This is a genomic window from Halomonas sp. E14, assembly GCF_052568415.1.
This window is the reverse complement of sequence record NZ_CP199423.1, coordinates 1,915,004-1,927,641: the sequence shown is the minus strand read 5'-3', so window position 1 is coordinate 1,927,641 and position 12,638 is coordinate 1,915,004. Positions and strand designations below refer to the sequence as shown.

Sequence of the window (12,638 nt, the reverse complement as noted above, 5' to 3'; positions counted from 1 at the left end):
CGACCATGAGCGAGCGCTATTTTTGTGCCGATTTCACGCCGCCGCGTGGGGCCGCCAACCCTCACGTGCAGACCCTGCTGCCTCGGCTGATGTCCTTGCCCCGCCTGGCGCGGGAGATCGAGGTGCTAGAGCTGCCAGACGGTGATTTCGTCGAGCTCAACTGGGCGCTCCCCAAGCCGGCAGAGCCGACCGCCCCGCTCTTCGTGCTGTTCCATGGGCTGGAAGGCTCCTTCGACTCGCCCTATGCTCGCTGGCTTCTCAAGGCCGCCACGGGCCTGGGCTGGCGTGCCGTACTGATGCATTTCCGCGGCTGCGGTGCCCAGCCCAATCGCCTGCCGCGTGCTTACCACAGCGGTGACACGGCGGACGCCTACTGGCTGCTCGGCGAACTCTCGCACCGCTATCCCAGGGCGCTCAAGGTGGCCGCAGGCGTGTCGCTGGGCGGCAACATGCTGCTCAAGCTGGTCGCCGAACAAGGCGGCGATGGTCTCGACCTGGCCGGCGCCATCGTCGTCAGCGCCCCGCTCGACCTGGCCGCCAGCGCCGATACCCTACATCGCGGCTTTTCACGAGTGTACGAACGCCACCTGCTCAAGGCGCTGAAATCCAAGGTCCAGGTAAAACTGAATCGCGGCGGCCTGCCCCTGGCGCTGGACCACAAGGGGCTGGCGCGCATCGACAGCCTGCGCGCCTACGATGATGCCGTCACCGCCCCGCTGCACGGCTTTCGCGATGCCGCCGACTACTATCAGCGTGCCTCGGCCGGCAGGCTGCTGGACAGCATCGAGCTGCCCACCCTGATCCTGCATGCCGATGACGACCCCTTCATGCCGGCGAATCTCTTTAGACGGCTTCCGGTTCCGTCCGATGCCGTACGCCTGGAGATCACCGAGCACGGCGGTCATGTGGGCTTCATGGAGTGGCGCCAAGGTCGACTGCGCCCCTGGCTGGCCAGGCGCGTGGAACAGGCCCTTCTGGCCTGGCGTCCGCAGGACGACATCTGGCGGCAAGCGACCGGCGCGCGACTCAGCCGATCGGACAGCTGACGCCCGTGCCCCGCAGGCCGCAATAGCCGCCCGGGTTCTTGTGCAGGTACTGCTGGTGGTACTCCTCGGCCAGATAGAAGTGGGTCAGCGGCGCGATCTCGGTGGTAATCGTGCTCCGTCCCGCCTGGGCCAAGGCAGACTGGTAGATATCGCGGCTGCGCTTTGCCGCGCGGAGCTGGGCGTCGTGAGTGGTATAGATCGCGGAGCGGTACTGGCTGCCCATGTCGTTGCCCTGGCGCATGCCCTGGGTCGGGTCATGCGCTTCCCAGAAGGTTTTCAGCAGTGTCTCGAAATCCTGCTCCTGCGGATTGAACACCACCTGGACTACCTCCGTATGCCCGGTACGCCCGGTGCAGGTCTCTTCGTAGGTCGGATTCGGCGTCACCCCACCGGCATAGCCCACTGCGGTGACATGCACCCCTGGCAGCTGCCAGAACAAGCGTTCGGCCCCCCAGAAGCACCCCAGGCCCAGCACCACGACCTCGTGCCCTTGCGGAAATGGCGGCAGCATCGAGCGACCGCTGACGGCATGGACGCCCGACACGCGCAGCGGCGTGTCGCGACCTGGCAGTGCCAGAGAGGGATCGATGATCATGCTGGTCTCCTGGTAGTGGCCTTCACGGGGTTTCGCTGCCGCCCGGCGGCCTGCCGGGTCGGGTGAAAATATAGACCAGGTCGACGGCCTGGGCCGCCCCGGAGACAGCCTGCACATAAAGGTTGCGCCACAGCGTGTAGCGCAGGGTCAGTTCGGCGATCGGCGAGAAGATGCCGACCCCGTAGCTGATGCGCAGGTCCTCGGTCAGGTAGCCGGTGACGACCACCTGGCTTTCATCGCCCACGCCTGCCGTTTCCAGGGCCAGGTCATCGATGCCGAACGCACGCCCCAACGCCCCCACCGCACCGCCTGTCTGACCCAGGGTCAAGCCCACCAGTGCCGAGGTCAGGGCGCCGTCGGTATCCCCGTCCCGCGGCGCCCTGCCGCGCAGCAGGTAGGACAGCGCTGAGGCTTCATTCATCGCCGGCTCGGAGAAGATCTCGAGGCTCGGCTCCGCGGCGAAGCCGGTGACGCGCAGCCCGGCCACCACGCCGTCTTCGGTGACATCGGGATTGCGGATGGCCTCGAAGTCGAGCAGCGGCTGGTCCGGCGGTCCGCTGAACAGCAGCTGGCCTTGGCGAATCAGCAGGTCCTGGCCAAAGGCGCGGAAACGGCCATCGGTCAGAATGACCTCGCCGAACAGCTGGACCGGGCCGTCCTGCTGGCGCACCTGTAGGGTACCGCGCAGCCCGGTTTCCAGCCCGGAGGCGGCCAGCAGCATGTCAGGGCCGAGCAGCAGATCGATGCGAACATCCAGGCGCATGCCGGCCTCGCGCAGCGCCACCGCGGCCGCCTCGTCGTCGCCGGCTCGTACATCCAGCGCCTCCGAGCGCTGGGCCCGGGCTTCGTCTCGCCGCGTGATAATGATCTCGTCCGGGCTCGGGCTGACGGCGGCCGGCGGCGTCTCACCGATCTCCAGTCGCGCCCAGGGCACCTGGACCTCGCCACGTACGCGCAGCTCGCTCGGGTCGATGCGGATGCGCAGGTTCGGTGCCACACGCAGCCGGCCGAACTCGGGTAGTGCCACCAGCAGCGGGCGTCGTGTGCCGTCCACGCCGATGGCGATACGCCAGGTCTCGAGGGTCGGCCAAGTGGCCGTTCCGTCGATCACCAGGCGTCCGTCGTCAGTGGCAACGAAGCCGAGGATACGCGCACCATCGCCCTGGAACTCGACGCGTATGCGGCCATCCTCGACAAACAGCGGAATGTCCATGCCAGCGGCCTGAAGCCCCGCCAGCTCAAGCGCACCATCGAGACTGGGCGAGTCACGCGTTCCGCTGATCTCGACGCGGCCGCTAAGCACACCTTCCAGCGTATCGACCCCAGCGGCCAGGGTGCGATAGCGTGAGAGGTCCACCTCGGCCAGGGTCAAGGCTCCCTGCAGGCGCCCCTCTCCCATCGGATCCTGCAGGCCGAGCTGCAGCGCCAGGCGCCCGGCGCCGGCCAGGTTGAGATCCACGTCGAGATCGGCGCGAGACTGGGTGGCATCGATATCGAGGTTCAGACGCGTCGCAGGTAGCGACCACGGCTGGCCATAGATATCCACCCCCTGCAGCGACAGGTCACTGTCCAGCCCTCCTCTGACTCGCCACTGGTCGCCTCCCTGCCGCCACTGCACCTGCAGCTGCAGGTTGCTTTCGCCACCGGCGCGCCAATCGTCGGGCAACCATTCGTTAATCAACGCCATCGGCAGCTGCTGCACCGACAGCGCCATCTGCCCTTGGTCGCCACTGGCTTGCAGCGTTTCATCGAGGCACAGGCGGCCGCCCTGCTCGCGGCGTAGGCAGAACGGCTGCACCTGGGCGCTGCCGGCCGCCAGGTCGGCGGTGAAGCGCAGCGGATCCGCCAGGCGCAGCTCCCCATGTTCGGTATTCACCGCCAAGGGATCGATTTCGCCCACATAGCGCTGGCGGTCCTCGGTGAGCCGGCCCTGCAGCGTCAGCGAGGCTTGCGACAGCGGCATGTCGGGGCCGGCCACGGCATTCAGCCTGGCCTGATGGGCCGACAGCCGTCCTTCGAGGTCCAGCGTCACCTCGCTGAAACGCTGGCCGGCGGCAGCGATCCCCGTCGCAGCCAGGCGCAGGTCCAGTACGGGGTCGTCGAGACCCTGCACCGTGCCGCTCAGGCTCAACGCTGCCAGACGGTTGTCATCGAAGGCCAGCTCGCTGCCGTCGAGGTCGAGCTCGAGCCGTGGTGCATCGAGCGTGCCTGCAGTTCGGAAGCGGCCCTGCAGGCTGCCGCTCAGCGACTCATGCAAGGCCGAAAGCTCGCTGAGCGCGATATCGCCGCTCAGCGACATGCGGCGGTCGGAAATCTCGCCGCTGGCGGTCAGACGATTGCGCTCGCCCTGGCGGAAGTCGAACTCCTCGACGCTCCAGCGCATGTCGCTGTCGCCCGCCAGGCGCGCCTGCAGCGATAGCGGCAGGCCTTGCAGCTCACCGGCAATGGCGAGCTTTGGCACGCCAAGCTCCCAGCCGTCAGGTGCCTGCTCGAAGGCGATATCGACATTGCCGCTCAGCCGTCCTTGTACGGCATCGGTGAAGCGCCCGGGGTCAAGATTATCGAGCCGCAGCGTGGCATTCAGGCCAAGGCCGTCCTGCCAGTCGATGCGCCCGCGGCTGACCACCGAAGCGTCGCCCAGGGACATCGACAGCGGCGTCCAGGCAAAGTGGCTACTGTCCCCGCTGCCCGTCATCGCCACGCGGGTGCGCGGTACGTCAGGGCCTTCCAGCCACAGCGACAGGGCGGCGGTGTAGTGTTCCAGATCGCCGCTGACGCGCGCCCTCACATCCTCAGCGAGGAAGGGTTCGTCCAGTGTCTCCTCGGGCGACTCGGGCACTTCCAGCATCCACCGCGAAGGCAGCGGCCATTGCAGAAAGTCGCTATCCAGGGCGGCCGTGAAAGGTAGCGTGGGGTCGAGGAGATCCGCGCCGGCCGTCAGCTGTGCATCAACCGGACCGGCTGCCGCAAGCTCGGCACGCAGATCGGAAAGGTCACCGCTTATCGCCAGGGTCAGGCGCTGACTCGCCAGCTCCGGCATGAGGTCAGGGAGCCATAGTGCTACCTCGAGCCTGGCCTCCAGCGGGTAGTCGTCGCGCAGCGCCACGCGTCCGCTGAGCCTGGCATCGGCGTCGAGGCTGGCGATATCCAGATAATGGAGCTCGACCCTCTGGTCCTCGGCCTCGAGTCCCACGGCTAGCTGGCGAACGTGGTAGTCGAGGGGGCCGCTGATGGCAATGTCCTCGACCTGCAGACGTGGCACCGAGAGACGGAACGGCAAGGTCACACTGGGCAGCTCGCGCCGCGCCTGCTCCGCCAGCGGAAGCTCCTGAACCGGCTCGGTGGATAAGGCCGGCGCCTGTACAGCCTGGGCGGCCAATAGCGCTGCCTCGTCGAGCCGTGGGGGGGCGCCGTCTTCCGCGGCCAAAACCAGCGCAGCGAGCGGCGGTGGCAAGGCCAGCGTCATGCCGCGGAGTCGACTGGGCAGCAGCTGCAGGAAGTCGTCCTCGGCATGCACGCCGGCGCGAAGCTCCTCCAGGGTGATTCGGGTGCCATCCCCCAGCACGACGCGCGCATTGTCTAGGGCGAGCTCCGGCGCCTCGATCGCCAGGGGAAAACGAAACTCGGCAGTAGTAACGGGGGCCTGGACCTCTTCGGCGGCTTCCAGGCTCGCTGCGGTCAGCGGCGTCGCTTCATTTACCAGCGCTTGCGACGGTGGCGGCAGGCTCACACGCAGCCCCTCGAGGTGGGTGGCGCCGAGCTCCAACCGCGACGCTCCCGCCTCTGCAGCGCTACTGCCGTGATCAAGAGCCACTCGGGTGCCATCGGCCAGGTGTAATTGGACGTTGATGAGCTCGAGCGAGCGGAGCTCGACGGGAATCGGTAGCTGCACGGGCTCGCCGGGAGCGTCCTCTTGCGCGGCGGGTGTGATTTCGTCCTCTGTTGGCGACGCGTCCAGCGCAATGCGGGCGTCTTCGATGACCAGTTGATCGATGCACAGCCGCCCCTGCAGCAGGCAGTCGTCGGCCCAGGCCAGCTCAAGGCGTGTAGCGGAGAAAGACAAGGTGGCGGTGTCAAGCGCGAAGCCGCGCAATACCAGGCGCTCCAGCGGGGCCCCTTCGACGCTTTCCAGTGCGTAGAAGCCTCGCTTGGCCCCTTCCTGCAGCAGCAGGCCAGTCCCCCAGGGCGAGAGCGCCAGGCCCAGGGCGAGCAGCGTCAGGCCCAACAGCCACAGTGGCAACAGAATCGACAGGCGCAGCAGGGACCACAACAGTAACCTCACACTCAAAACTCCGGGCCGATGGTGAAGTGAATGCGCCAGGCATTCTCTTCGTCGTCGAACGGGTGGGCCACGTCGAAGCGCACCGGGCCAACCGGCGAGATCCAGCGCACCCCCAGCCCAACGCCAGTGTTGAGCTGCTCCGGCCACCAGTCGGTGAAGGCGTCGCCGCTGTCGAGGAACAGCGCTCCCCACCAGTCACCCGTGACATGACGCTGGAGCTCGGCGCTGCCGACCAGCAGCTGCTGTCCGCCGATCAGGCGCCCCTCCTCGTTGCGTGGCGCCAGGCTTTCGAAGGCGTAGCCCCGCACAGAGCGATCGCCGCCGGTGAAGAAGCGCAGCGAAGGCGGAATTTGCGAGAAGTCATCGGTTTCGATGGCGCCCACGCTCAGGCGGGTCACGAAGCGCAGCCGCTCGCCCAGCATGCGGATCCATTCGGTGTCGCCGGTCATGCGCAGGAAGTCGGCATCGGAACCCCAGGCGCTGTCGGAATATTCGAAGGCGATGCGCTGGCGATCGCCCCAGGTCGGAAAGCGGGGATCCCGCGTGCGCGTGCGCGACCAGCTGACCCCGGGGTAGTAGATGAAAACGCTTTCGGCCTCACCGCCCTGGGTGAAGTCCTCGTAGGTGGCACGCACATAGACCGTCTGCACCCAGCGGTTGTCGAACTCCCAGCGCCGTGCCGCCTCGAGCGAGAGTTCGTTGGTACGGGTATCGTCCATGTCGCGGTGGCGGAAGCCGTACTGGAAACGGTACTGGTCGCGCAGTGGATCATCCAGCGGCAGCAGATAGGTACCGGTCAGGCGCTGCTCCGGCTGAGAGACGAACAGGTCATGATCCAGACTATGCCCGTAGCGGTTGATCCATGGCTGATCCCAGCTGAAGGAAAGCCGCGGACCCACGTCGGTGGCGAAGCCCACGCCGACTTCGAAATGGTGCCGGTCCGCCGGTGCCACCTCTATGTCGATTGGCATATTGGGGCGCTCGGGCGCGTGCAGCTGACTGACGGCGGCGAGCGCCTGGGCCGACAGCTGGGGGCCGGGCGGTCGCGCCATGCGCAGCCGCGTGGGCCCGCGTGGCAGCAGCGCCTCCCCTTCCGTCGTCACCTCGTTCCACCAGCCCAGCGTCGGCGGCGGGAAGGCCAGCTCGCGCCGTGCATCGAGGCGTGGGCGGACGCTGACCGAGCTGAACCAGCGCGACTGCCCAAGGCGCTGGGCGTATAGCGCAACGTCGCCGGCCAGGTAGGGTTCGCCCGGAGTGAAGGGCGCCATGCTACGCAGGCGCTCCTCGACGATATGGCTGCCGCGAATGCTGACCTGGCCGAAATCGTAGCGCTGGCCGCTGTCAAGGGTCAGATAAAGGCGCGCACTTTCGTCGAAGGGTCTGACCTCCATTCGGCGATCGGTGAAGCGCCAATCAAAGTAGCCGCGCTCGAGCGACAGGTTGGCCAGGCGGTTGCGCATGCGATCCCATGGTGCATGCAACAGCGGATCGCCGACGGCGAGCGGCAGGGCGTCGACGGTGTCGCGGAAGGGGCTATCGCTCGCGGCCTCGCCCTCCAGGTTCACGTCGAGCACCTGGATCCTGACCCGTGGCCCGGGGTCGATGGTCAGCGCCACGTGCTTGGGCGGCTCCGTCTCGTCCAGGGCAATGGCCAGGCGCGGTTCGTAATAGCCATACACGCGCATGGCTTCACGTGTCCTGCGTGCCACCACCCCCTCCAGGCGGCGCCGATCGTACTGCTCGGCGTCGAGACTGGCCAGGTAGAAGCGCACATTGTCTGCGACGTCGCCTTCGAGACCGTCGATGCGTGCCTCGAGCGCGAGCGCTGCATGAGCCATGCCAAGACACAAGGCCGTCGCACCCATGCGTGAAATCACGCCTTTCCTCATATCAACGGCTTCCTGACTGACTCCTTAAAACCGCAGGACCTGGGCCCGGCGGCTTGCGACGTTACTGCTGCAAGGCTTCAAGCCCTGCGCTCAAGGATAGCTGGGCTTGCCTGAGTTCGAGCAGTTCCGCTTCCATGGCGGTGATTCTTGTCGGCAGGCCCTGCTGCACCTCGCTGATTGCGTCCAGCTGTTCGTTCAGCGACTCAAGCTGCTCCGACAGGGCCGCCAGGCGCTGCGTCATGGCGTCATCGCGGGCGTCGAGTCTTTCGTCGATCTGCATTGCCTGCTGGTCGAGCGCCGTGTCGAAACGCTGTTCCAGTGCCTCGACCCGCTCGGTCAGATTCACCTGCTGATCATCGCGCTCTGCCACGAGTGCCTGCAGGCGCGCGTCAGTGTCCTCGATCTGGGCGGCATGCTGCTGGCTGCCTTCGGCCACGGTGTCGAGCCGTGCCGCCAGTGCCTGCCTACCCTCCTCGCCAGCGCGCTCGATGGCATCGACGGAGAGCCGAATGGCACCGAGCAAGGCATCGCGCGTCTGGGCTTCCTCGTTCAGCCTGTCGAGCTGCGCTTCGATGGCGGCCAGGGTCTCGGCCAGGCTTTCCACTCGTGGCGCATCGTGCTGGGTGACCTGGCGCACCTCGGCCTCAAGGCCGGCCATCCGCGCCACGACCGACTCGCCGTGTGCCTCGATGCTGTAAAGCCGCGACTCGATGCCTTCCAGCCTGTCGCCGCGCCCTTCTTCGGCATCGAAGCGTGCATGCAGGTTGGACATTTCGCCGGCCAGCTGCTGCCACAGGTTATGCAACCGCTGCTGCTCCTGCCAGCCCAGCCAGCCGAGCCCCGCCACGGCCACCACCAGGAGTAGCGTCACCAGCTTGACGGGCCACAGCCGCTGCCGGGGGGGAGCGTAGCGGCGCGAACGCGTCAGGCTGGCATCAGGGTCAGGCACGATAGGGCGTCGCTCGACGGGGCGCGATTCGGGCATGAGCTAACTCCTTGTGGACAGGTGCGGCAGGCGCCCGCCGATGATAAACAGAGGCCACGCCTGCGCGCTCGCTGTTGCCTCAATGCGAGGAGCCAGCCACCTTCGGGTCAGCGCGCCGACCTATGCCGCGGTAGACCAGCCCCCAGCTTGCCACGTGGTTGGGGTCGTAGATATTACGGCCATCGAGTAACAGATGTTCACGCAAGTGTTTGGCCAGCCGAGCCCAATCCGGGTTCCAATAATGCTTCCACTCGGTCACCAACATCAAGGCGTCGGCGCCCTGGCACGCGATGTAGGGGTCGGCGTCGAAGGTTTCGAGCAGCGGATGGTCGCCCACCTCGGCCCGCACGGCGGGAATGGCCGCCGGGTCGTGAAGGCGCACCCGCACTCCTTGGGCCCAGAGCGCCCGCAGTAGGGTCAGTGCTGGGGAATGATCGATGCGCGCCGAGCCGGGCTTGAACGCCGCGCCCCAGATCGCCACCGTGCGCCCTTCCAGCTGACCATTGAAATGCGTCCAGAGCTTGCGAAACAGGGTTTCCTTCTTCTGCTCGTTGATATCGAGCACCTGTTCGAGCAGCGCCGACTGGCGGCCGCTGGCCACCTGCACATCGGCCAAGCGCATCAGGTCACGCGAGAAATTGGGGCCGCCAAAGCCACAGCCAGGGTAGAGGTATTCGTAGCCGATGCGCGAGTCGGCGCCCATGCCCTGGCGCACGTACTCCACGTCCACACCGAGGCTGTCGGCCAGGCCGGCTATCTCGTTCATGTAGCTGATGCGGGTGGCCAGCATGCCGATGGTGGCCAGCTTGGTCAGCTCCGCGGCGCGACGCGGCATCAGCTGCATGACGTCGCGACGGCGATTGAAGGCACGCAGCAGTTCACGCACCTGGGCCTCGGCGCGCTCATCATCGCAGCCCAGCAGCCAGCGGCCAGGACGCGTGAAGCTATCCCAGGCCCGCCCCTCCTCGATCATGTCGACCAAGGCGACCGCACGCCGTTCGTAGTTGCCCAGGCGCGCCTCGAGGCGCTCGGTCTCGCCGACCGGGAAGGTGGAGTGGTTGACCAGGACCAGCGGCTTGCTCTGCCGCTGTGCGGCCTGTTCGGCCAGCCGTCCTGCCTCTTCACGCTGTTCGGGCGACAGCGAGAACCAAAGCACGTCGATCGGCTCCGCCGAAGGCAGCGAGGCGTCGTCGGACACCGTGAGGGTGCCTTGCTGCAGGCTCTCCTGCAGGTGGCCGAGCAGGTCGGGCTCGCGCCGCACCCAGTCGGCCTCCAGCAAGGCCGCCCAGGGAATCGTGGCGTGGGGAATCCAGTGCACCTGATGCCCCACCCACGAGAGTGCGGCCGCCGCCGTGACCGCGGCCAGTTCACTTCCATGTAGCTCGATACGCATCGACGTCACTCCGCCCGGCTATAGCGAGCCATCAGCTCACGGAACCCCTCGCCGAAGCGCGGGTGGCGGCGGGCGTAGACCAGCGTCGCCTCGAGGTAACCGAGCTGATGGCCGCAATCATAGGTCTTGCCACACATGCGCCAGGCATCGACGCCGTCGCGCTGGCGCAGGGTCTCGATGGCATCGGTCAGCTGAATCTCGTCACCTGCCCCCGGGGGGGTTTCGGCCAGCAGTGAGAAGATGCTGCCGGGCAACACGTAGCGGCCGATCACCGCCAGGTTGGAAGGCGCCTGCTCGCGAGCGGGCTTTTCCACCACGCCCGCCAGGCGGCAAGACTGCCCGGCCGCTGGCGGCTCGCCCTCGGGGCTGACGATGCCGTACTTGTGCACCGTCGCCCAGTCAACCTCTTCCACCATCAGCTGCGTGCGGCCGGTAGCTTCAAAGGCATCGATCATGCCGGCCAGATCATTGCGTGCCAGCCCCTCGTCGTCGACCAGGACATCGGGCAGCAGGACGGCAAAGGGCTCGCTGTCGCCGATCACCGGGCGCGCGCAGAGCACGGCATGGCCGAGCCCCAGGGGCTCCGGCTGGCGCACGCTGATGATGTTGACACCTTTGGGCACGATGGCCCGCAGCTCATCGAGCAGCTCCTGCTTGCCCTTGGCCTCGAGGGTGGCCTCGAGCTCGAAGTGCTTGTCGAAGTGGTTCTCGATGGCGCTCTTGCTGGCATGGGTGACCAGCACGATGTCGCGGATGCCCGCTGCCACCGCCTCGTTGACCACGTACTGGATCACGGGGCGGTCAACGATAGTGATCATTTCCTTGGGAATTGCCTTGGAAGCGGGCAGGCAGCGAGTGCCGAAACCGGCGACGGGCAGAACGGCCTTGCGGATCATGGTGCCTTCCTTGTCGGTTGTGGATGTCCCCCCGGGCGTCGCCATGATTCCGTCATGGGAAAGCCCAGGCTGCTACGGGTAGAATAGAGCATGATACCGAAGGTAAAGAATGTTGCCAGGGTGCGAGACCAATTCACACGGAGAGACCACATGAGCGCAAGCCTCCACCATAACGTCGACCAGGGCGAGATCGCCAAGTTTGAGGCTCTGGCCAGCCGCTGGTGGGACCCGCACAGCGAGTTCAAGCCGCTGCATGACATCAACCCCCTGCGCCTCGACTTCATCGACGCCCGCTGTGGGCTGGCGGGACGTAAGGTGCTGGACGTCGGCTGCGGTGGGGGCATCCTGGCCGAGGCGATGGCTCGTCGCGGCGCCCAGGTCACCGGGGTGGACATGGGCGAAGCGCCGCTGGCCGTGGCTCGCCTGCATGCACTCGAAAGCGGAGTGTCGGTCGACTATCGCCAGGCCAGCGCCGAGGCTATGGCGGCCGAGCATCCCGGCGAGTTCGATGTGGTGACCTGTCTCGAGATGCTCGAGCACGTGCCCAACCCGGGCTCGGTGATTCGCGCCTGTGCCACGCTGGTCAAGCCGGGTGGGCAGCTGTTCTTCTCTACCATCAACCGTACTCCCAAGGCCTATGCCCTGGCGATCATTGGGGCCGAATACGTGCTGAAGCTGCTGCCACGGGGGACGCACGATTACCGTAAGTTCATTCGCCCTTCCGAGCTGGCGGGCTGGTGCCGGGAAAGCGGCATCGTCGTGCGCGAGCAGAGCGGCCTGGTCTATAACCCGCTGACACAGCGCTACCGGCTGTCGAGCCATGACGTGACGGTGAACTACCTAGTGCACTGCCAGCGCGAAAAGACGCCGCAGGAGCCGGCATGACCCCGATGCCTCAAGGGCTGTTGTTTGACCTCGACGGCACGCTGGTCGACACCGCGCCCGACCTGGCGCGCGCCACCAACGCGCTGCGGGCCCACCATGGGCTGGCGCCCCTGCCCTTCCCGGCGATTCGGGCGCAGGTATCCAATGGCGGCAGCGCCCTGGTGGCGCTGGCCCTTGGCCTCGCCCCCGAGCATGAAGCCCACGCCGAAGCGCGACAATTCCTGCTGGATGCCTACGGCCAGGCCGTGGCGGAAGAGAGCTATGTGTTTGCGCCACTCGACATGTTGCTGCAGCGCTGGGAGGCCTTGCAGCGGCCCTGGGGAATCGTGACCAACAAACCCCGCGCCTACGCCGCACCGCTGGTGGAAGCGCTCGGGCTGAGGCCCGGCGCCCTGCTCTGTGCCGACGACCTGCCGGTAAAAAAGCCGGCTCCGGAGCCCTTGCTGGCCGCGGCCCAGGCCCTGAGGGTAGCGCCTTCGCAGTGTTGGTACATCGGCGATCATGTGCGCGACATGCAGGCGGCTCGCGCCGCCGGCATGCCGGCGGTGGCAGTCGGCTACGGCTACATTGAGGAGGGCGACGACTACCTCAGCTGGCCCGCCGATCTCTGGTTCGAGACCTGCGAAGCGCTGGTTGAGGCCCTGCAGCCCGCCATCGAGTAGCGGGA

9 protein-coding genes are annotated in these 12,638 nt (G+C 66.9%); 3 read left to right on the top strand and 6 right to left on the bottom strand.

Annotated features, from left to right (window positions below; translation table 11 throughout):
* Positions 1-5: 5 nt before the first annotated feature.
* Positions 6-1,046 (top strand): hydrolase, encoded by a 1,041-nt coding sequence (locus ACT7B3_RS09030; protein WP_445157689.1) that lies wholly within the window; start codon positions 6-8, stop codon positions 1,044-1,046.
* Here the strand turns inward: ACT7B3_RS09030 and msrA are convergent.
* From msrA to galU, 6 genes are all read right to left on the bottom strand, one after another.
* The gene (gene msrA, locus ACT7B3_RS09025) at positions 1,027-1,641 is read right to left on the bottom strand and encodes a peptide-methionine (S)-S-oxide reductase MsrA (RefSeq protein ID WP_445157688.1); all 615 of its coding nucleotides are present in this window, start codon (positions 1,639-1,641) and stop codon (positions 1,027-1,029) included. The genes ACT7B3_RS09030 and msrA overlap by 20 nt on opposite strands.
* A 22-nt stretch (positions 1,642-1,663) precedes the next feature.
* On the bottom strand, positions 1,664-5,923 hold the full coding sequence (tamB, locus tag ACT7B3_RS09020) for an autotransporter assembly complex protein TamB (protein ID WP_445157687.1): 4,260 nt from the start codon (positions 5,921-5,923) through the stop codon (positions 1,664-1,666).
* Positions 5,924-5,925: 2 nt separating this feature from the next.
* Complete coding sequence (gene tamA / locus ACT7B3_RS09015; protein WP_445157686.1) at positions 5,926-7,761, bottom strand: autotransporter assembly complex protein TamA; 1,836 nt, start codon at positions 7,759-7,761, stop codon at positions 5,926-5,928.
* Between the two features lie 112 nt (positions 7,762-7,873).
* On the bottom strand, positions 7,874-8,797 hold the full coding sequence (locus tag ACT7B3_RS09010) for a hypothetical protein (protein ID WP_445157685.1): 924 nt from the start codon (positions 8,795-8,797) through the stop codon (positions 7,874-7,876).
* A 79-nt stretch (positions 8,798-8,876) separates the two neighbouring features.
* The gene (locus ACT7B3_RS09005) at positions 8,877-10,190 is read right to left on the bottom strand and encodes a UDP binding domain-containing protein (protein ID WP_444677723.1); all 1,314 of its coding nucleotides are present in this window, start codon (positions 10,188-10,190) and stop codon (positions 8,877-8,879) included.
* Between the two features lie 5 nt (positions 10,191-10,195).
* The gene (gene galU / locus ACT7B3_RS09000) at positions 10,196-11,086 is read right to left on the bottom strand and encodes a UTP--glucose-1-phosphate uridylyltransferase GalU (protein ID WP_445157684.1); all 891 of its coding nucleotides are present in this window, start codon (positions 11,084-11,086) and stop codon (positions 10,196-10,198) included.
* Between the two features lie 150 nt (positions 11,087-11,236).
* Between galU and ubiG the strand changes: the two genes are divergently transcribed.
* Together ubiG and ACT7B3_RS08990 are read left to right on the top strand one after the other, a co-directional pair.
* Positions 11,237-11,971 (top strand): bifunctional 2-polyprenyl-6-hydroxyphenol methylase/3-demethylubiquinol 3-O-methyltransferase UbiG, encoded by a 735-nt coding sequence (gene ubiG, locus ACT7B3_RS08995; RefSeq protein ID WP_445157683.1) that lies wholly within the window; start codon positions 11,237-11,239, stop codon positions 11,969-11,971.
* Positions 11,968-12,633, top strand: a complete 666-nt coding sequence (locus ACT7B3_RS08990; protein ID WP_445157682.1) for an HAD family hydrolase — start codon at positions 11,968-11,970, stop codon at positions 12,631-12,633. The genes ubiG and ACT7B3_RS08990 overlap by 4 nt, the downstream gene beginning before the upstream one ends.
* Positions 12,634-12,638 lie beyond the last annotated feature (5 nt).

What these genes read in the sequence shown, in the direction of transcription:
- ACT7B3_RS09030 (WP_445157689.1), top strand. Translation starts at nt 6, where the DNA reads ATGAGCGAGCGCTATTTTTGTGCCGATTTCACGCCGCCGCGTGGGGCC.
- msrA (WP_445157688.1), bottom strand. Translation starts at nt 1,641, where the DNA reads ATGATCATCGATCCCTCTCTGGCACTGCCAGGTCGCGACACGCCGCTG.
- tamA (WP_445157686.1), bottom strand. Translation starts at nt 7,761, where the DNA reads ATGGCTCATGCAGCGCTCGCGCTCGAGGCACGCATCGACGGTCTCGAA.
- ACT7B3_RS09010 (WP_445157685.1), bottom strand. Translation starts at nt 8,797, where the DNA reads ATGCCCGAATCGCGCCCCGTCGAGCGACGCCCTATCGTGCCTGACCCT.
- ACT7B3_RS09005 (WP_444677723.1), bottom strand. Translation starts at nt 10,190, where the DNA reads ATGCGTATCGAGCTACATGGAAGTGAACTGGCCGCGGTCACGGCGGCG.
- galU (WP_445157684.1), bottom strand. Translation starts at nt 11,086, where the DNA reads ATGATCCGCAAGGCCGTTCTGCCCGTCGCCGGTTTCGGCACTCGCTGC.
- ubiG (WP_445157683.1), top strand. Translation starts at nt 11,237, where the DNA reads ATGAGCGCAAGCCTCCACCATAACGTCGACCAGGGCGAGATCGCCAAG.
- ACT7B3_RS08990 (WP_445157682.1), top strand. Translation starts at nt 11,968, where the DNA reads ATGACCCCGATGCCTCAAGGGCTGTTGTTTGACCTCGACGGCACGCTG.